At 69.1% G+C, this 19,090-nt stretch carries 21 protein-coding genes; 9 read left to right on the forward strand and 12 right to left on the reverse strand.

Annotated elements, in window-relative coordinates; all coding sequences use genetic code 11:
- Window positions 1-189, forward strand: a 189-nt coding sequence (locus tag A5622_RS29685; RefSeq protein WP_197508005.1) for a hypothetical protein, incomplete at its 5' end; no start/stop codon positions are given.
- A gap of 47 nt (window positions 190-236) precedes the next feature.
- Window positions 237-1,394, forward strand: coding sequence for an Mrp/NBP35 family ATP-binding protein (locus A5622_RS13250; protein ID WP_156752946.1), 1,158 nt, complete (start codon window positions 237-239; stop codon window positions 1,392-1,394).
- A 4-nt stretch (window positions 1,395-1,398) separates the two neighbouring features.
- Here the strand turns inward: A5622_RS13250 and tatB are convergent, their stop codons facing one another.
- The 4 genes from tatB to sigE all read right to left on the reverse strand — a co-directional run bounded on the left by tatB (window position 1,399) and on the right by sigE (window position 4,770).
- On the reverse strand, window positions 1,399-1,815 hold the full coding sequence (gene tatB, locus A5622_RS13255; RefSeq protein WP_066873539.1) for a Sec-independent protein translocase protein TatB: 417 nt from the start codon (window positions 1,813-1,815) through the stop codon (window positions 1,399-1,401).
- A complete protein-coding gene (locus tag A5622_RS13260) occupies window positions 1,815-3,329 on the reverse strand; it encodes a S1C family serine protease (protein ID WP_066878952.1) in 1,515 nt (504 codons plus the stop codon). Before A5622_RS13260 ends, tatB begins: the two co-directional genes overlap by 1 nt.
- 162 nt (window positions 3,330-3,491) lie before the next feature.
- Window positions 3,492-3,884, reverse strand: coding sequence for an anti-sigma E factor RseA (gene rseA / locus A5622_RS13265; RefSeq protein ID WP_197497946.1), 393 nt, complete (start codon window positions 3,882-3,884; stop codon window positions 3,492-3,494).
- Between the two features lie 130 nt (window positions 3,885-4,014).
- The gene (sigE, locus tag A5622_RS13270; protein WP_066878956.1) at window positions 4,015-4,770 is read right to left on the reverse strand and encodes an RNA polymerase sigma factor SigE; all 756 of its coding nucleotides are present in this window, start codon (window positions 4,768-4,770) and stop codon (window positions 4,015-4,017) included.
- A 201-nt stretch (window positions 4,771-4,971) separates the two neighbouring features.
- Here sigE and A5622_RS13275 point away from each other — a divergent pair, with 201 nt between their 5' ends.
- From A5622_RS13275 to A5622_RS13295, 5 genes are all read left to right on the forward strand, one after another.
- Complete coding sequence (locus tag A5622_RS13275) at window positions 4,972-5,640, forward strand: O-methyltransferase (RefSeq protein ID WP_066873541.1); 669 nt, start codon at window positions 4,972-4,974, stop codon at window positions 5,638-5,640.
- Window positions 5,641-5,778: 138 nt separating this feature from the next.
- Window positions 5,779-6,417: a TetR/AcrR family transcriptional regulator gene (locus A5622_RS13280; RefSeq protein ID WP_066878958.1), complete on the forward strand. Its 639-nt coding sequence runs from the start codon at window positions 5,779-5,781 to the stop codon at window positions 6,415-6,417.
- On the forward strand, window positions 6,407-7,360 hold the full coding sequence (locus A5622_RS13285; protein WP_066871265.1) for an ABC transporter ATP-binding protein: 954 nt from the start codon (window positions 6,407-6,409) through the stop codon (window positions 7,358-7,360). The genes A5622_RS13280 and A5622_RS13285 overlap by 11 nt, the downstream gene beginning before the upstream one ends.
- Window positions 7,357-8,994 carry an ABC transporter permease gene (locus A5622_RS13290; RefSeq protein ID WP_156752947.1) on the forward strand — a complete coding sequence of 546 codons (1,638 nt, stop codon included), beginning with the start codon at window positions 7,357-7,359 and terminating at the stop codon, window positions 8,992-8,994. The genes A5622_RS13285 and A5622_RS13290 overlap by 4 nt, the downstream gene beginning before the upstream one ends.
- Window positions 8,995-9,001: 7 nt before the next feature.
- Complete coding sequence (locus A5622_RS13295; RefSeq protein WP_066878961.1) at window positions 9,002-9,676, forward strand: isoprenylcysteine carboxylmethyltransferase family protein; 675 nt, start codon at window positions 9,002-9,004, stop codon at window positions 9,674-9,676.
- 325 nt (window positions 9,677-10,001) lie between these two features.
- On the opposite strand, the gene glgC is transcribed toward A5622_RS13295, so the two are convergent.
- Window positions 10,002-11,216 carry a glucose-1-phosphate adenylyltransferase gene (gene glgC / locus A5622_RS13300; RefSeq protein WP_066871256.1) on the reverse strand — a complete coding sequence of 405 codons (1,215 nt, stop codon included), beginning with the start codon at window positions 11,214-11,216 and terminating at the stop codon, window positions 10,002-10,004.
- A 170-nt stretch (window positions 11,217-11,386) separates the two neighbouring features.
- Here glgC and glgA point away from each other — a divergent pair, with 170 nt between their 5' ends.
- Window positions 11,387-12,550 carry a glycogen synthase gene (gene glgA / locus A5622_RS13305; protein WP_066878963.1) on the forward strand — a complete coding sequence of 388 codons (1,164 nt, stop codon included), beginning with the start codon at window positions 11,387-11,389 and terminating at the stop codon, window positions 12,548-12,550.
- A 29-nt stretch (window positions 12,551-12,579) separates the two neighbouring features.
- Here the strand turns inward: glgA and A5622_RS13310 are convergent, their stop codons facing one another.
- From A5622_RS13310 to A5622_RS13340, 7 genes are all read right to left on the reverse strand, one after another.
- Window positions 12,580-12,753, reverse strand: coding sequence for a DUF3117 domain-containing protein (locus tag A5622_RS13310; protein ID WP_003878471.1), 174 nt, complete (start codon window positions 12,751-12,753; stop codon window positions 12,580-12,582).
- Between the two features lie 166 nt (window positions 12,754-12,919).
- Window positions 12,920-13,501, reverse strand: a complete 582-nt coding sequence (locus A5622_RS13315; RefSeq protein WP_066871250.1) for a DNA-3-methyladenine glycosylase I — start codon at window positions 13,499-13,501, stop codon at window positions 12,920-12,922.
- Window positions 13,498-13,857, reverse strand: a complete 360-nt coding sequence (locus A5622_RS13320; RefSeq protein ID WP_066878965.1) for a DivIVA domain-containing protein — start codon at window positions 13,855-13,857, stop codon at window positions 13,498-13,500. The genes A5622_RS13315 and A5622_RS13320 overlap by 4 nt, the downstream gene beginning before the upstream one ends.
- Window positions 13,858-13,916: 59 nt before the next feature.
- Complete coding sequence (locus A5622_RS13325) at window positions 13,917-14,933, reverse strand: glucosyl-3-phosphoglycerate synthase (protein WP_066878966.1); 1,017 nt, start codon at window positions 14,931-14,933, stop codon at window positions 13,917-13,919.
- Window positions 14,930-15,754, reverse strand: coding sequence for a dihydropteroate synthase (gene folP, locus A5622_RS13330; protein WP_066871241.1), 825 nt, complete (start codon window positions 15,752-15,754; stop codon window positions 14,930-14,932). The genes A5622_RS13325 and folP overlap by 4 nt, the downstream gene beginning before the upstream one ends.
- Window positions 15,755-15,886: 132 nt before the next feature.
- Complete coding sequence (fadD6, locus tag A5622_RS13335) at window positions 15,887-17,665, reverse strand: long-chain-acyl-CoA synthetase FadD6 (protein WP_066878968.1); 1,779 nt, start codon at window positions 17,663-17,665, stop codon at window positions 15,887-15,889.
- Between the two features lie 73 nt (window positions 17,666-17,738).
- Window positions 17,739-18,302 (reverse strand): TIGR00730 family Rossman fold protein, encoded by a 564-nt coding sequence (locus tag A5622_RS13340; protein WP_066878970.1) that lies wholly within the window; start codon window positions 18,300-18,302, stop codon window positions 17,739-17,741.
- An 88-nt stretch (window positions 18,303-18,390) separates the two neighbouring features.
- Between A5622_RS13340 and A5622_RS30135 the strand changes: the two genes are divergently transcribed.
- Window positions 18,391-19,008: an AAA family ATPase gene (locus A5622_RS30135; protein WP_066878972.1), complete on the forward strand. Its 618-nt coding sequence runs from the start codon at window positions 18,391-18,393 to the stop codon at window positions 19,006-19,008.
- Window positions 19,009-19,090 lie beyond the last annotated feature (82 nt).

Consider the following 19,090-nt stretch of genomic DNA (forward strand, 5'->3'; position numbering starts at 1 on the left):
ACCAAGATCTCGGCGTTGGGAATCAGCTGCGCCACCGAGATGGCGATGTCGCCGGCGCCCCCGGCCGCGGTGCCGCCCCCGGCCGCCGCACCCTCGCAGGCCGCATCGGCGCCCAAGCCCGCCGGCCCGTCGGGCGCGGCCCCCGGCGCACCCAAGCCCAAGCCGGCGGGACCCGGTCCGGCCAACTAGAGGTCGCCGCCGAATGACCCCGTCGCAGACGCATACACTCGGCGGTGATGTCCAGCCATGACCCCTCCGATTCAGCAGCCGGCCTGACCGCGGCTATCCGCACCGCCCTGGGCAAGGTGATCGATCCCGAACTACGGCGTCCGATCACCGAACTCGGGATGGTCAAGAGCATCGACACCGAGCCCGACGGGACGGTGCACGTCGGGATCTACCTGACCACCGCCAGCTGCCCGAAGAAGACCGAGATCAGCGACCGCGTCAGCCAGGCGGTCGCCGACGTCCCGAGCACCGGAGCGGTCAAGGTCACCTTGGACGTGATGAACGACGAGCAGCGCACCGAGTTGCGCAAGCAGCTGCGCGGCGATGCCCGCGAGCCCGTTATCCCGTTCGCACAACCGAATTCGCTGACCCGGGTCTACGCCGTCGCGTCCGGAAAGGGCGGCGTCGGCAAGTCCACCGTCACGGTCAACCTGGCGGCGGCGATGGCGGCCCGCGGCCTGTCGGTCGGTGTGCTGGACGCCGACATCCACGGCCATTCGATCCCCCGGATGATGGGCACCACCGACCGGCCCACCCAGGTCGAGTCGATGATCCTGCCGCCCATCGCGCACGAGGTGCGGGTCATCTCCATCGCCCAGTTCACCGAGGGCAACACCCCGGTGGTGTGGCGCGGGCCGATGCTGCACCGGGCGCTGCAGCAGTTCCTGGCCGACGTGTACTGGGGTGACCTGGACGTGCTGCTGCTCGACCTGCCGCCGGGCACCGGCGACATCGCCATCTCGGTGGCGCAGCTGATTCCCAACGCCGAGATCTTGGTGGTGACGACGCCGCAGCTGGCCGCGGCCGAGGTCGCCGAGCGGGCCGGCAGCATCGCGCTGCAGACCCGTCAGCGCGTCGTCGGCGTGGTGGAGAACATGTCCGGCCTCACCCTGCCCGACGGCTCCACGCTGCAGGTGTTCGGCGAGGGCGGCGGCCGGCAGGTGGCCGAGCGGCTGACCCGCGCGGTGGGCGCCGACGTGCCACTGCTGGGTCAGATCCCGCTGGATCCCGAGCTGGTGGCCGCGGGCGACTCCGGCGCGCCGCTGGTGCTGAGCGCGCCCGATTCGCCGGTCGGCAAGGCGCTGCGCGGGGTGGCCGACAGCTTGTCGTCACGCAAGCGCGGGCTGGCCGGCGTATCGCTCGGGCTCGATCCGACCCGGCGCTGACGGTTCAGGTCGCGTCGGTATCGAACGGCGTGTGACCGCCGGACTGCTGTTCGGCCGCCAGTGCCTGGCCGTTCGCGGCGGGCGGGGCCGGGTGCGGGGCTTGCGGCGGGGCGCCGTTGGCCGGTTTGTCGAAGGCTCCGGTCAGGAACGAATCGTCGCCGTCCAGCAGATGCTTGGTCAGCGCCGCGCGCGGTGTCATGCCCCGCAGCTTCTGCAGCTCGCTCAGCGGAACGCGCAGATCGTCGAACTCGGGGCCGAGGTCCTCACGCAGCTGACTGGTTACCCCGCTGAGGTAGTCGCGCGCCTGACGCAAGGCGTTGGACGTCCACCGGATGGCACCCGGCAGCCGCTCTGGCCCGAGGACCACCAGCCCGACCACGACGAGGACGAGCATGTGCTCCCAGCTCAGGCTGCCGAACATCAGCTTTGGTCAGGGTCCGGCTTGACCGTCAGCGTGACGTGCCGGCCGTCGCGGACGACCTCGATCGGCGAGTCCTGGCCAATGGTCAACTGCCGCACCGCGACGACGAACTCGTCGGCGTCGGCGACCTTGCGATTGCCGACCTTGACGACGACGTCGTTCTCCAGGACGCCGCCCTTCTGCGCGGGGCTGCCGGCCTTGACGTTGGCCACCTGGGCGCCGGAGGCGATCGCGTTGCTCACCGACCGGGTGCTGACCCCCAGCGTCGGGTGGACGATCTTGCCGTCCTTGATCAGCGTCTGGGCGACCTGCTTGGCCTCGTTGATCGGGATGGCGAAGCCCAGCCCGCTTGCGCTGTCGGACAACGACTTACCGGCGGTGTCGATGCCGATCACCTGGGAGTCCATGTCGATCAGCGGGCCGCCGGAGTTCCCGTGGTTGATCGACGCGTCGGTCTGCAGCGCGTCGATCACGGTGTCGGTGTCCGAGCCCTCGCCCGACAGCGGCACCGGCCGGTGCAGCGCGCTGATGATGCCGTGCGTGACGGTGCTGCGCAGCCCCAGCGGCGCACCCGCGGCCAGCACCTCGTCGCCCACCCGCACCTTGTCGGAATCACCGAGGCGCGCCACCGACAGGTTGTCGACGTTGTCGACCTTCAGCACGGCCAGGTCGGTCTTGGGGTCGCGGCCCACCAGGTTCGCCGGCACCTCTTTGCCGTCGTTGAAGACCACGGTCGTCTTGAACTGGCTGGGGTTGTTCGCCGCCTCGGAGATGACGTGGTTGTTGGTGACGATGTAGCCGCGGCCGTCGATGACGACGCCGGAGCCCTGCATGCCTTCCTGGTCGCTCTTGGACTCGATGGTCACCACGGCGCCCGCCGTCGCGGCCGCAACCTTGGCGAACCGGCCGGCCGGGCCTTCGCCGTTGCCGCTGGTGGACAGCGTCACCTTCGAGGTGGTGAAGGCCTCGGCGACTTCGGCCGTCTTGCGGCCGATCACACCGCCGAGCACACCGATGACCAACGCGATCAGCAGCAGCACCAGCAACGCGAGGTAGGACACCTTGCCGCCGAACAACACGTCGCGCACGCCCAGTTTGCCGCCGTAACCCAGGGCGGTACCGGAGCGCGACGGCGGCACCGCCGGCGTGCCCAATGCGGCCGCGGCGCCCGGGTCTCGCCAGGGGTCGTCGAGCTCGTCGGGCCCCACACCGTCTTTCTCGGCGGCCAGCGCATTGGCGTCCACCGGGTGGCGCTGCAGCGAATCGGGGCTGCCGTCCGGCCGGTGGAACGCCTCTTGCAATACGGGGTCGGCCGGTCGGTCGCTGGGCCGGAAGTCGGCCTGGTCGCGGTACTTCTGCGGACGGACCCGTTGGGCCACGAACGACCCGCGCAGCCCCTCGGGACGACCGAACTCCCGGCGCGACGCGGGGTCGACCGGCGGACGCGAGATGGGGCGCGGCGCTAAGCGGTTGCCGCTGTCTTTTGCTTGGTCGTAGCCTTGGTCGGAGGTCACGTTGTCCCTTTTGGATCCTCTGCTTGAGCGCTCGAGACGGGCCTTTGCCGGGCGAAATACGCGGCACCGGCGTTGTCCGTGTCCACCCTAGTATCCATGGCCCGCCATCGGTCGGCATGAACGCGCGCGGGGGACGCCTCGAAGGGGCGGGGCGCCGATCGGCTACCGGCGCTTGCGCCGCTCCCGGCCGTCCCGATCGGCGAACCGGTCGGCGGCCATGGAGGAGTCGTCGGGCGACTCGTAGGGAATGTCGGCCAGCATGCCGAGCAGGGTGCTGGGGATGCGGATGGGGCGCGAATCGCGCAGCGCCGCGCGGGCCCGGCTCTGGTCCTCGACCTCGGCCGCGCACTGGGCGCACAACGACAGATGATGCGCGGCGCGCAGATGGGCGTTCATCCGCAGTTCGCCGTCGACGAACGCCGCGATCGCTTCGACGGACAGGTGCTCGGTGGAGCCGAACTGGCGGGGGGCGCCGATGGGCGCGTCGCTCTGGGAGGCGAACTGAGCGGGGAGCCAGGAGAACGCGCGGCGGAACACATGTCCACGATCGGGCATCACCAACTCCTCGCCACTCATTTCTTATTGCCGCCTTATGTCGAATGTAGCGCGACAGACCGCGCGATACCGAGGGTAAGGCCGCAAAGCCGCTGAATAGCTGCCCGAACGTTAGGCGGGCGACCGGTGATTACGCCGACTTGGCGCGCGCCACGTCGTGGTCGGGGTGCGCGGCCAGGTAATCCCGCAGCGCCTGGCGCCCGCGGTGAATGCGGCTGCGCACGGTGCCCAGTTTGACGCCCAACGTGGCGCCGATCTCCTCGTAAGACAGGCCCTCGATGTCACACAGCACGACGGCGGCGCGGAATTCCGGCGGCAGTGAATCGAGCGCGGCCTGCAGGTCCGGGCCCAGCCTGGAGTCGTGGTAGATCTGCTCGGGGTTGGGCTCATCGGCGGGCACCCGCTCGTAATCCTCGGGCAACGCCTCCATCCGGATGCGCGAGCGCCGGCGCACCATGTCGAGGAAGAGGTTGGTGGTGATGCGGTGCAGCCAGCCCTCGAACGTCCCGGGCTGGTAGTTCTGCACCGACCGGAAGACCCGGATGAAGGTCTCCTGGGTGAGGTCCTCGGCGTCGTGCTGGTTGCCCGAAAGCCGGTAAGCCAGCCGGTACACGCGGTCGGCGTGCTGGCGCACCAACTCGTCCCACGACGGCATGGCCGCCTTGTCCCCGGTCGCGTCGAACACCGCGGTGCCGTGCGGCGCGTCGGACGGCTCCACCCACCCGTCGGCGGGGAGCCCCTGCGCGTGCGACATGCTGGAGGGGCTGAGAAGCGTGGTGATGATCGAATCCTCCGAATCGGGCGTGCCAAGTAGTGACACTTCGTCACTGGCGGCAACAGGTAGTTCCCAGTCGGTATTCCCGGTCCAACGCCCTCCGCGATCCATAGGGCTACCGTCGCGTACCGGAGTATGTGCGGTATATGAACAGTCTGAGCTGAACCTGAGAAACCGTATCGTTACCTGCGCTGTGCAGGAGATATCCATCGCGCAGTGACCTTAAACGCATCGGCACAGTTGGGCGTGTCACCCCGATCGGACTCAGGCGCGCCTGCCGGAGCGCGCGGCGAAGTGGAATACGCTGCGGGCATGGACGGCACCGACGCAGAAGCCCCCGGCCAGACGGCGCCCAGTCGGGCCGATGCGCTCTTCGCGCACGCCGAAGCCTCGATATCGGAAGACGCGCTGTTGGCGGCCGCCCGCGAGCGGGCCGTGGACATCGGTGCGGGCGCGGTGACGCCGGCGGTCGGTGCCCTGCTGAGCCTGCTGACCAAGCTCAGTGGCGGCAAGGCCGTCGCCGAGGTGGGCACCGGCGCGGGCGTCAGCGGCCTGTGGTTGCTGTCCGGCATGAGCGACGACGGTGTGCTGACGACCATCGACCTCGAACCCGAATATCTGCGGCTGGCCAAGCAGGCGTTCACCGAAGCCGGCATCGGACCGTCGCGCACCCGGCTGATCGGCGGCCGCGCCCAGGAGGTACTCACCCGGCTCGCCGACGCGTCCTATGACCTGGTGTTCATCGACGCCGACCCGATCGATCAGCCGGACTACGTCGTCGAGGGTGTGCGGTTGCTGCGGCCCGGCGGCGTGATCGTGGTGCACCGCGCCGCGCTGGGCGGACGGGCCGGCGATCCGGCCGCCCGCGACGCCGAGGTGGTCGCCGTGCGGGAGGCGGCGCGCCTGATCGCCGAGGACGAGCGGCTCACCCCGGCGCTGGTGCCCCTCGGCGACGGCATCCTGGCCGCCGTTCGCGACTGAGTCGCCCCGGCCCATCGTTTTGCACCAGCCGCCTCCGTCGCCTTGAGCTCGGGCTTTCCGGGACCGTCCGCATCTTTATGAATTTTTGACGCGCGCCCTCCTTGACCGCGGGCTGAACATGCGTTTAGCGTACTGAACATGCGTTCAGCCGACCTGACGGCCGCCGCCCGGATCAGAGATGCGGCCATCGAGCAATTCGGCGAGCACGGGTTCGGCGTCGGCCTTCGCGCCATCGCCGAAGCGGCCGGCGTCAGCGCCGCGCTGGTCATTCACCACTTCGGCTCCAAGGAGGGCCTGCGCAAGGCGTGCGAGGACTACATCGCCGAGACGATCCGCGGCAACAAGTCCGAGGCGCTGCAATCCAACGACCCCGCCACGTGGTTCGCCCAGATGGCCGAGATCGAGGAGTACGCGCCGCTGATGGCTTACCTGGTGCGCAGCATGCAGACCGGCGGCGACTTGGCGAACATGTTGTGGCGCAGGATGATTGACAATGCCGAGGAATACATGGCAGAAGGCGTGCGCGCCGGGACGATCAAACCCAGCCGAGACCCCAAGGGGCGGGCCAGGTATTTGGCCATCACCGGCGGCGGCGGCTTCCTCCTCTACATCCAAATGCATGAAACACCAACAGATTTGCGGGCAGTGCTGCGCGACTACTCGCGCGACATGATTCTGCCCGCGCTTGAGGTCTACACCGAGGGCCTGCTGACCGACCGGACCATGTACGACGCATTCCTGGCCGCCGAAGATCAAGGAGGATCTGATGCCGACTGAAAACGCCGACGGATTCGCACCGATCGAGATCCGGGGTCTGACAAAGAATTTCGGTGCGGTTCGAGCGCTGGACGGCCTGGACCTCACGGTGCGGGAGGGAGAGGTCCACGGGTTCCTCGGGCCCAACGGCGCCGGGAAGTCCACGACCATCCGCGTCCTGTTGGGCCTGGTGAAAGCCGACGGCGGCAGTGTGCGGCTGCTCGGCGGCGACCCGTGGACACAGGCCGTCGCCCTGCATCGCCACATCGCTTACGTGCCAGGCGATGTGACGTTGTGGCCGTCGCTGACCGGCGGTGAGATTATCGACCTGCTGGCCCGGATGCGGGGTGGCATCGACAAGAAGCGCCGCGCCGAGTTGATCGAGCGCTTCGACCTGGACCCGCACAAGAAGGCGCGCACCTACTCCAAGGGCAATCGCCAGAAGGTCTCGCTGATTTCGGCCTTCTCGTCCCATGCCAGGCTGCTGCTCCTCGACGAGCCGAGCAGCGGCCTGGACCCGTTGATGGAGAACGTGTTTCAGCAATGCGTGGCCCAGGCCCGCGACCGGGGCACGACGGTGTTGTTGTCCAGCCACATCCTGGCCGAAACGGAAGCGTTGTGCGAACGGGTGACGATCATCCGGGCCGGCAAGACCGTCGAAAGCGGTTCGCTGAGCTCGATGCGGCACCTGAGCCGCACCTCGATCAAGGCCGAGATGACCGGCGACCCGGGCGATCTCAGGCGGATCAAAGGCGTCGAGGACATCAGCGTCGAGGGCAATACGCTGCGCGCCCAGGTCGACAGCGAAAGCCTCGGTGAGCTCATCCGCGTGCTCGGCGACGCCGGGGTGCGCAGTCTTGTCAGCCAGCCGCCGACCCTCGAGGAGCTTTTCCTGCGCCATTACGACACGTCGGGCGGCGACGGTCGGCACGGACGCGATGCGGCAAAGGTTTCGCTGTCATGAGCACGTCAACGCTGGACCGGCCGTTGGCATCACCCGCGCCACGTGGTGGTTCACACTTCTCCGGAACGCTCTCGATGCTGCGCCTCTACCTGCGCCGCGACCGGATCTCGATGCCGCTGTGGGTGTTGCTGCTGTCAGTGCCCCTGGCCACCGTGTACGTCGGCAGCATCGAGAAGGTCTACCCCACCGCGTCGGATCGCGCCGGGTTCGCGGCCGCCATCATGGCCAGCCCGGCCCAGCGCGCCCTGTATGGCCAGGTCTACAACGCCAGCCTTGGCGCCGTGGGCATTTGGAAGGCCGGGATGTTCCACGTGCTGATCGCGGTGGCGGTCATCCTCGCGGTGATCCGGCACACGCGCGCCGACGAGGAGAACGGGCGGACCGAGCTGGTGGACTCGACCGCGATCGGCCGCTACGCCGCCCTGAGCGCGGCGCTGCTGCTGTCGTTCGGAGCGTCGGTTGCCACCGGGGCGATCGGTGCGGCCGGGCTGTTGAGCACCGATGTCCCGGCCGCCGGGTCGCTGGCCTTCGGGGCGGCGCTGGCCTGCTCCGGCCTGGTGTTCACCGCCGTCGCGGCGGTGGCCGCGCAGCTTTCGCCGAGCGCCCGGTTCGCCCGCGGCGCCGCGTTCGCCGTGCTGGGTACCGCGTTCACCCTGCGTGCCGTGGGCGACGCCGGTGACGGCACGCTGTCGTGGCTGTCCCCGCTGGGGTGGTCGCTGCTGGTCAAGCCGTATGCCGGTGATCGGTGGTGGGTGCTGCTGCTGCACCTGGTGACGACGGCCGCGCTGACCCTCCTGGCGTATCGGCTGCTGGCCGGCCGTGACGTCGGCGCCGGGCTCATCGCGGAGCGCCCGGGTCCCGCCGAGGCCGGACCGACGCTGGGCGATGCGTTCGGGCTCACGTGGCGGCTGGACCGCGCCGCGCTGCTGTTATGGACCGTGGGCCTGTGTCTGTACGGCCTGCTGATCGGCAGCGTGGTGCACGGCATCGGCGACGAGCTGGGCGACAGTGGCGAAGCGCGCGACATCGTGGCACGAATGGGCGGCACCAGCGCGCTCGAGGAGGCGTTCATCGCCGTCGCGTTCGCCATGATGGGCATGGTGGCCGCCGCGTTCGCCGTTTCGCTGACGTTGCGGTTACACCAGGAAGAGTCGAGTCAGCGAGCCGAAACGGTGCTTGCCGGTGCCGTCTCGCGAACCCGTTGGCTGGCAAGCCATTTGGTGACGGCGCTCGCCGGATCCGCGGTGGCGATGCTGGCCAGCGGGCTCACCGCGGGCGTCGTCTACGGCGTCGCGGCGGGCGATGTCGCCGGCAAGCTGCCGATGGTCGTTGCCAGCGCCGCCGTCCAACTGCCCGCGGTGTGGCTGTTGTCGGCCGTGACGGCCTTCCTGTTCGGCGTCGCGCCGCGACTGACACCGGCGGCCTGGGGTGTGCTGGTCGGCTTCGTCGCCCTGTATCTGATCGGGTCGCTGGCCGGGTTCTCGCAATGGTTGCTCGACGCCGAACCGTTCGCACACATCCCGCGGATCGGCTCAGATTTCACCGTCGTACCCCTGTTATGGCTACTCGCCATCGACGTAGGGTTGATGATTCTGGGTGCCACGGCTTTTCGGCGCCGCGATCTACGCTGCTAGGAGCGCGATGAAGACCGGAATCCGGGTAACGGCGACCTCCCTCTGGGGCATCCTCTCGTGGATCCTGATCCTGCTGCTGCCGGCGGGCACGCTGCACTATTGGCAGGCCTGGCTTTTCATCGCGGTGTTCACGGTGGCCACCATCGTCCCCACCGTTTACCTGGGCCGGACCAATCCGGCGGCCCTGCAGCGCCGCATGCGCGCGGGCCCGCGGGCCGAGCCCCGCAAGGCGCAGAAGTTCATCATCACCGGCTCGTTCGCGGGCCTGTTCGCGACCATGGTGTTCAGCGCGCTCGATCATCGGTTCGGCTGGTCGTCGGTGCCGCCCTGGCTGTCGGTGCTCGGCGACGTGCTGGTGGCGATGGGGCTCGGCATCGCCATGCTGGTGATCGTCCAGAACAGTTATGCCGCCGCCACGGTCACTGTGGAAACGGGCCAGACGGTGGTCTCCCACGGCCTCTACAGATTCGTGCGGCACCCGATGTACGTCGGAAATGTGATCATGATGATCGGGATCCCCTTAGCGCTCGGCTCCTACTGGGGACTGCTCTTCGTCATCCCCGGCACCCTGGTGCTCACGCTGCGCATCTTCGACGAAGAAAAGTTGCTGAACCGCGAACTGCCCGGCTACCCCGAATACGCCGAGCGGGTCCGGTACCGGCTGGTGCCCCACCTCTGGTAGCTCCCCGGGCCGGCCGTTTAGGGTAGTAAGCCGAACGGCCGCCAGCCCGCACCCGTTGGCGCGCAATGTATCCGGGCGGCGCCGGCACGCTGACGCCCCGGAGCCGTCATCAGATCCCGGCCGCGTGGGCTTCGAAACGCGTTGCGGCACGGCATCTTTCATCTGGACCTTTTTCCAGGACACCGAGCTGACCGGCCCGATGGTGACCCGGCTGGGGTCGAACTCAGCGGCTGTGCCGACGCCAACCTTTTCGTGGGATTGGCAAAGTGGCGATGCGGCGTTCGTCGGATTCGAAAGGTCCTATGGCTATCCCGGAGATACCGGGCTAGATCCAGACGCCCTTGCCCACCGCGACCACACCGCCGGCGCTGATCGCGAAGCGCTCCCGGTCCTTTTCCAGGTCGACGCCCACCATCTCGCCCGGCCCGACGACGACGTTCTTGTCCAGGATCGCGTGGCGCACCACCGCGCCGCGGCCGACCCGGGCGCCGGGCATGATCACGCTGCCCTCCACGATCGCGCCGTCGTCGACCACCACATTGGACGACAGCACCGAGTTGCGCACCGAGGCCGCCGAGATGATGCTGCCCGCACCCACCACCGACTCCTGCGCCGAACCGCCGTTGACGAACTTGGCCGGCGCCAGGTTCTCCGACTCGCCCCGGATCGGCCAGCGCTTGTTGTACAGGTTGAACACCGGGTGCACCGACACCAGGTCCATGTGCGCATCGTAGAAGGCGTCCAGCGTTCCGACGTCACGCCAGTAGGCCCGGTCTCGATCGGTGGCCCCGGGCACCTCGTTGTCGTTGAAGTCGTAGACGGCGGCCATCCCGTCGGCGACCAGACGCGGGATGATGTCGCCGCCCATGTCGTGATCGGAGTGGTCGTCGTCGGCGTCGGCGCGGATCGCGTCGATGAGCACCTTGGTGGTGAAGATGTAGTTGCCCATCGACACGAACGTCTGCTCGGGGTCGTCCGGGGTTCCCGGCGGATCCAACGGCTTCTCCACGAAGTTACGAATGCGGCCCGACTCGTCGGAGTCGATGCAGCCGAACGCGGTGGCTTCGCCGCGCGGCACCCGGATGCCGGCGACCGTCGCGCCGGCGCCGCTGTCGATGTGGAACCGGACCATCTGCTCGGGGTCCATCCGGTACACGTGGTCGGCGCCGAAAACGACTATGTAGTCGGGGTCTTCGTCATAGATCAGATTGAGTGACTGGTAAATCGCGTCGGCCGAGCCGGTGTACCAGCGGGGGCCGAGGCGCTGCTGGGCGGGCACCGGCGTGATGTACTCACCGGCCAGGCCGGACAGCCGCCAGTTCTGCGAGATGTGACGGTCCAGTGAATGCGACTTGTACTGGGTGAGAACGCAGATGCGCAGATACCGGGCGTTGACGAGATTGGACAGGACGAAGTCGATCAGCCGATAGGCGCCCCCGAAGGGAACGGCGGGCTTGGCGCGGTCCGCGGTCAGCGGATACAGCCGCTTGCCCTCACCGCCGGCCAGGACGATGCCCAGCACGTGTGGCGCTTCCCTCATGGTGTCAAACCTATCGGCCGTGGCCAAGGGCTGCCAGGGGGCACGGTCGATTGGCGGAGTTCTGTGCGGCTGTCCGTCAAGGTATTTGGCCGCGCACACGCCGAAGACCGCCCGGACGTTGTGGCCAACCCGACTCGCGGCCGCCCTCGCTCGCGAACTACCGTGCGGGTATGCGGGTGGCGATGATGACGCGGGAGTACCCACCGGAGGTCTACGGGGGCGCGGGGGTACACGTCACCGAACTCGTCGCCCAGCTGCGCCGGCTGTGCCCGGTCGACGTGCACTGCATGGGCACGCCTCGCCCGGGCGCGTACGTGCACCAGCCCGACCCCCGGCTGCAGGGCGCCAACGCGGCGATGTCGATCCTGTCGTCCGATTTGATGATGGCCAACGCGGCATCGGAAGCCAGCGTGGTGCATTCGCACACCTGGTACACCGGCATGGCCGGGCATCTGGCCACGCTGCTGTACGGGGTCCCGCACGTCCTGACCGCGCATTCGCTCGAGCCGCTGCGCCCGTGGAAGGCCGAGCAACTCGGTGGCGGCTACCGCATCTCGAGCTGGGTCGAGCAGACCGCGGTGCTGGCCGCCGATGCCGTCATCGCGGTCAGCACCGCGATGCGCGAGGACGTGCTGCGCGTCTATCCCGCACTGGATCCCAGCGCCGTGCACGTCATCCGCAACGGCGTCGACACCGACGTCTGGTATCCGGCCGGGCCGGTGCAAACCGGATCGATGCTCGCCGAACTGGGCGTCGACCCGGCCCGGCCCATCGTGGTGTTCGTGGGCCGGATCACCCGGCAGAAGGGACTGGCGCACCTGGTGGCGGCCGCCCACCGGTTCAGCCCGGAGGCGCAGGTGGTGTTGTGCGCCGGCGCCCCCGATACCCCGGAGATCGCCGAGGAGATTCGTGACGCCGTGGCCGGCCTGGCCCGCAGCCGCACCGGGGTGTTCTGGATCCGCGAGATGCTACCCATCGGTGAGCTACGCGAAATCTTGTCGGCGGCATCGGTTTTCGTGTGCCCGTCGGTGTACGAGCCGTTGGGGATCGTGAATCTGGAGGCGATGGCCTGCTCGACCGCGGTGGTGGCCTCCGACGTCGGCGGAATCCCGGAGGTGGTCGCCGACGGGATCACCGGGACGCTGGTGCATTACGACCCCGACGACGCTCGGGGCTATCAGGCCGGACTGGCCGCAGCGGTCAACGAGCTGATCGCCGACCGCGAAAAAGCGCAGCGCTATGGCAAGGCAGGACGCCAGCGCTGCGTCGAGGAGTTCTCCTGGGCCCACGTCGCCGAGCAGACCCTGGAGATCTATCGGAAGGTGTGTGCGTAGCGCCGCCGACATCCGTTCGGCGGCAAGCTCTAGCTGGAGCTCGTGACGCCCTTGAGCTCGTCACCGAGGGCAGCGGCTTCGTCCGGCGTCAGTTCGACGACCAGTCGACCGCCTCCCTCAAGTGGTACCCGCATCACGATGCCGCGCCCCTCCTTTGTTGCTTCCAGAGGACCGTCTCCGGTCCGGGGCTTCATCGCCGCCATCGAGTACTCCCTCCAGATTCGAGCTGGCCCGCCCGTGCGGACCTGGTCGGCGCCGAGCAAGCCCCGCCAGCGAACTTCAAGCCATGCCCGGCATCGAACTGCCTTATCACCCCCCCATTGTTCCCTATCCAGGTCACCACTTGTACAAAGACCCGCATCTGTGTGCTCAGCGGGCTGTTGCGGGCACCCAGCAACCGCGGATATGGTCGTCGACCATCCCGGTCGCCTGCATCAGCGCATAGGCGGTGGTCGGGCCGACGAAACGGAACCCGCGCCGCTTGAGTTCCCGCGCCATGGCCTTCGATTCGTCAGTGGCCGAGGGGATTTCGGACGGGTCGGCCGGCCGGTTTCGCGGCGACGGCGCGAAGGACCACAGCAGGTCCGCCAGGTCCGCCGCGGTGCCCAGTTCGGCGGCGGCACGCGCGTTGGCGATGGTCGCCTCAATCTTGGCGCGGTTGCGCACGATTCCCTGATCCGCCAGCAGCCGCTGCACGTCGGCGTCGGTGTATGCGGCGACCTTGGAGATGTCGAACCGGTCGAACGCGCGCCGGAAATTCTCCCGTTTCCGCAGAATGATCAGCCAGGACAGGCCGCTTTGAAAGGCCTCCAGGCTCATCCGCTCGAACAACGCGATCCCGTCGCGTACCGGTTGGCCCCATTCGCGATCGTGGTAGTCGCGGTAGAGCTCGAAATCGGGTCCCGGCCGCACGGTCGCCCAACTGCAGCGAACCAGCTCGTCTTCACTCACACTGAGTCCTGACGATCCTCGCCGTCGTCGGGTTCCCCGGATTGGTTTTCGGCGTCTTGCCCGGCGGCCGGCGCGGCGTGCACGGCGGCCAGCTGGCCGCGCAGCGCCTCGAGCTCCCGCGCGAGCCGGTCCAGCACCCAGTCCACTTCACTGGTCTTGTAGCCGCGCAGCACTTGGGTGAACTTGACCGCGTCGACGTCGGAGCCGGTCACCCCGAACGCGGGCAGCACGGTGGCCGTCGTCCCGCGCGGCAGGGGCGGCAGCTGCTCGCCGCGACCGAACAACAGGCTGGCCGCGCCGAACAGGACGATCGCCACCAGCACCAGAACCACCAGGTACAGCAACACCAACGCCACGGGATCGATACTGCCCTATGCCACCGACACGGCGGCGGTCAGCGTGACCCCGCGCGGGCCTACCGGGGCCTGATCGCCTGCATCGGGGGGCGGTCCGCCAGCGACACCGGCGAGGTGCGCTGGGTGTAGCCGTGCCCCTCGGGGCCGTCGGCGACGAACTGGGTCAGCCCCACGCCGGAGTCCGGGATACCGCAGCGCGAGAGCAGGGTGGCGATGATCTGGCGGCTCATCACGCCCAACTCGGCCAGGGGCCGGTTGCGATGCGCCCGCACCCCCAGATTGACCTGGGCGATCGCCTCCAGACCCAGCCGGTCGAAGGTGTCCACCAGCAGGCCGATCTCCACGCCGTAGCCAGGCGCGAACGGCACCGACGTCAGCAGTTCCCGGGTGGCCGCGTACTCCCCGCCGAGCGGCTGCAGGATGGACCCCAACTCGGGCCGCAGCGCCGCGAGCAACGGCCGGGCCACCAGCTCGGTGACCCGCCCACCGCCGGTGGCGCTGACGTCGCCGCCGACGTCGCCCACGTCGCTGAGCTCGCTGCCCCGCAGCGGCCGGCGGTAGAAGCTCTTGACCAGGTGAACGCCGTCGCCGGTGAGCAGCGGGCCGACCAGCCACGGCACGAACATCGGGTGCGGGTTGATCAGGTCGGAGTCGACGAACACCACGATGTCGCCGCTGGTGGCCGCCAGCGAGCGCCACAGCGCCTCGCCCTTTCCGGGGCGTATCGGCACCTCGGGCAGGGCCTGCTCGCGGCTGACGACGCGCGCGCCGGCGGCGACGGCCCGGATCTCGGTGTCGTCGGTGGAGCCGGAGTCCAGCACGATCAGCTCGTCGACCAGCCCTCCAGAATCCCGGAGCAGCGGCGAGATGCTCTCGATAACCGACGCGATGGTCTCTTCCTCGTCGAGGGCCGGCAGCACCACCGAGACGGTCCGCCCGGCCTTCGCGGCCTCCAGTTCGGCGATGGTCCAGCTCGGGCGGTTGCGCCTGTCGTTGGCCAACCACACATCGCCGGGCCGGGCGGCGAGCACCCTGTCGTTGGCCAGATCGCCGGCGAACAGGTCCGATGCCGTCATGCCAGCCCCCTCACCGTGCGCGTCGGGGGGCGCGTGCCCTGGATCGAGGCCACCATTTCCAGCACCCGGCGGGTGGCCGCGACCTCGTGGACGCGAAACATCCGCGCACCGGCCGCGGCCGCGAGCGCGGTGGCGGCCAACGTCCCCTCGAGCCGCTCAGTCAATTCCACACCCAGAGTCTCCCCGACGAAGTCCTTGTTGCTCAAAGCCATCAGCACGGGCCACCCGGTATTAACGAGATCGCCCACGTGACGCAACAGCAGCAGCCCGTGAAACGTGTTCTTGCCGAAGTCGTGGGTCGGGTCGATCAGCACCCGGTCGCGGGCCACGCCGCACGCCACCGCCCGCTCGGCGGCGGCGGTGACCTGGGCGATGACGTCGTCGACCACGCCGCGGGTGGTGGTCCCGTAGTTCACCCGGAACGGGCGGGTGCGCGGCAGCGCGTTGCCGGTGTGCGAACACACCAGGCCGGCACCGAACTCCGCGGCCACCTCCGGCAGCGCGGGGTCGATGCCGCCCCAGGTGTCGTTGATCAGGTCCGCACCGGCCGCACAGGCCACCTTGGCCACCTCGGCGCGCCAGGTGTCGGCGCTGATCAGCTGGTCCGGATAGGCGTCGCGTAGCCACTCGATGAACGGCACCAGCCGGGCGATCTCGGTGTCGGCGTCGACCTCTTGACCGGGGCCGGCCTTGACGCCGCCGACGTCGATGACATCGGCTCCCTCGGCGACGGCCCGGTGCACCGCCGCCCTGGCGGCCTCGTCGCTGAACGTCGCCCCCCGGTCATAGAACGAGTCCGGGGTGCGGTTGACGATCGCCATGATCAGCGCGCGATCGCCGGCGACCGGGCGGCCGCACAGAGTCGATCGGCCGGCTGACGCCGGCGGTGTCGGTTGCACACGTACATGGTGCCCGGTCGCCGCCGTGCGTGCGGCCCGGGGACCGCCGACGGCTTACGGGCGCTTGCCCTCGGCCACCTCGTCCGGGTACCCGTCGTAGAACGGCACGTAGCCCTCGTCGCGCCCGGCCAGCACATAGAGCGGGTCCTTGACGTCGGGCCCGTAGGCCTGCTCGCGCAGCTCCACCTTGCGGCTCTTGAACGTCGTGGTCTGCTCGATCGACTCCACCACCCGCACGAACAGCGGCAGCGCATAGACCGGCAGCTGCTCGTAGACGGCACGGGCCAGCGACTTCCCGTCGAACTCGGCGCCGCCGCGCAGCTTGACCGCGGTCATCCCGGCGCGACCGCCGGTGCGCGGCACCTCGACGCCGAACACCGTGCAGTCCTCGACGGAGTCGTCGGACGCCAGCGCCGCCTCGACCTGCGTGGTGGCCACGTTCTCGCCCTTCCAGCGGAAGGTGTCGCCGAGCCGGTCGACGAACGCGGCGTGCCCCAGACCCTGCGGGCTCATCACGTCGCCCGTGTTGAACCAGCAATCACCCTCGCGAAAAGCGTTGCGCACCAACTTCTTTTCGCTCGACTCGGGGTCGGTGTAGCCGTCGAAGGGCTGCAGCCGGTTGACCGGGCTGAGCAACAAACCGGGCTCTCCGGCCGGCACGCGACGCACCCGCCCGTTCTCGTCACGCAGCGGGGCGCCGGTGTCGGGGTCGTACTCGACGTAGGCCAGCGGCATGGGGAAGATGCCGGTGGAGCGGGGCACGTTGAAGACGTTGATGAACGCGGCGTTGCCCTCGCTGGAGGCGTAGAACTCGCACACCCTGGCGATGCCGAACCGCTTGGTGAACTCGTCCCAGATCTCGGGGCGCAGGCCGTTTCCGGCGATCACCCGCACCTTGTGCGAGCGGTCGGTGGGCTTGGCCGGCTGGTTGAGCAGGTACCGGCACACCTCGCCGATGTAGATGAACGCCGTGGCCTCGTTGGCGATCACTTCGTCCCAGAACTTCGACGCCGAGAACGACTTGCCCAGCGCCAGCGTCGCCCCCGAGTTGATGACCGACGACAGCGCCACCGTCAGCGCGTTGTTGTGGTACAGCGGCAGGCAGCAGTAGAGGGTGTCGGAGCTCTTCAGCCGCAACCCGATACCGCCGAACGCGGCGAGCGCCTTGAGCCACCGCAGGTGTGTCATGACACTGGCCTTGGGGAAACCCGTTGTGCCCGAGGTGAAGATGTAGAAGGCGGTGTCCCTGGCATGCACCGCCGACGCCGAGGCCGGGTTGGTGGCCGGGGCGCTCACCGCGAACCGCTCCAGGTCCTCGACGGTCAACGTCTCGGTGCTGCCCGCGCCGCCGCACTCGGCGACCGCGCTGACCAGGTCGGCCTCGGCGATGAGCACCTTGGCGTCCAGTAGGCCGAGGCTGTGCGCGAGCACCTCGCCGCGCTGGTGGTAGTTGAGCATCCCGGCAACCGCGCCGCATTTGACCGCGGCCAGCATGGCCAGCACGGTGTTGGGCGAGTTGCGCAGCATGATGGCGACGACGTCGCCTTGGCCGACACCCCGCGCGGCCAGCACGGCGGCATACCGGTTGGCGGCGGCGTTGGCGTCGCGGTAGGTCAGTTGCTGATCGCCCATGCGCAGGAAGATCCGGTCGCCGTAGCGGGCGGCCCGGTCGGCGAACACCGTGCCGATCGATTTCTTGGAGCCCGGCTGGGCCAGCAGCCCGGTCATCGCGCCGCGCACGATCACCGGCAGGTCGGCCAGCACGGCCGGCGCCCGCATTGCGACGTCGGTCAGTTTGACCGCCGTGCGCGCTCCCCCGTCACGATCGGACACGTGATCCCCTCGATTCGTTTCCAAAGTCAAGCTCGGCGGACAGCCTAGTAGGGGTGGCAAACCGGGGGCGGCCTCAGCCGGGCGCGCACGCTTCCAGCGCCGCACTCACCTTGTCGACCAGCGTCAGTCGGTCCATCGCCGCCTGGGAGACGTAACCGCTGTCCAGCAACGCGCACAGCCAGGTCCACAGCCCCTCGTAGTGGCCGAAGGGATCCAGCAGCACGATGGGTTTGTCGTGCAGGCCGAGGAAGGCCGTCGTCCACGCGTCGAGCAACTCGTCGAGGGTGCCGATGCCGCCCGGCAGGACGACGAACGCGTCGGCACGGTCTTCCATGGCCTGCTTGCGCTCGTGCATGGTGTCGCTGACGATCAGCTGGTCGGCTTCGTCGTCGGCGATCTCGCGGCGCATCAGGATTTTGGGGATGACGCCGACGGTGCGGCCGACGCGGGCGCGCGCCGCGGTCGCGACCGCACCCATCGCCGACACCCGGCCGCCGCCCCACACCAGCGTCCAGCCGCGCTCGGCGATCGCCTCGCCGAGTTCCGTAGCGAGGCCGAGCAATTCGGGGTGTTGCGGGCCGGATGCGCAGTACACACACACCGACCACTCGCCTGATGAATCGCGTTCGCCGGGCATATCCGCTAAAGGTAGACCAACCGCCCGACACCCGTCATATCTGGGCCTTTCGCCCTGCCGCGCGGGTCGCACGCCATAAAATTCGGCGGTGCCGATTCGATGGAACGTCCCCCAACATGCGACGGCCTCGGAGCGGCTCGATGCGGCCTTGGCCGGCGGTGCCGGCGGAGCGGTGGTGGTGGGCCCCGACGGCGTCGGCAAATCCACCCTCGCCCGGGTGGCCGCCGAGCGTTTTGCCGAGCGCAATCCCAGCACGCTCATCCGCTGGGTCACCGGCACCCCCACCGAACGCGCGGTCCCGTTCGGGGCGTTCAGCCACCTGGTGGAGATCACCGACCTCGGCAAGCCCGCCGCGCTGCTGCGGGCCGCCCGGGCATCGCTGGGCGGTGACGACCTGCTGCTCGTCGTCGACGACGCCCAACACCTGGACGTGCTGTCGGCCACCGCGCCGTCACCGGCGAGCTCGGTCAGATTGGTGACCGAGAGCGGCTCGGCGACGGCGAGGTACTCCAGCACCGACCGCGCCGCGGCGGGCAGCTCGGCGAGGAAGGTATCGATCTGCGCCGGGGCGCTCGCCCCGCCCGGCGGCTCGATGTCGAGCCGGGTGAGCAGGTCGTCACCCCACAGCGCCGCGATCGCCTCGGGAGCGGAGTCGGCGCGGGCGGTGACGATGAGCCGTCCGGCGCCGTCGCGCGCCAGCTGGTAGACGAGGGTGGCCGACAGCACGTCCAGGTGTTGGGCGTCGTCGACGACGAGCAGCAGGTCGTCACCGCCCAGCGATGCCCGGG

It is taken from the genome of Mycobacterium sp. 1245801.1 (assembly GCF_001673055.1).
Lineage (GTDB): Bacteria > Actinomycetota > Actinomycetes > Mycobacteriales > Mycobacteriaceae > Mycobacterium > Mycobacterium europaeum_A.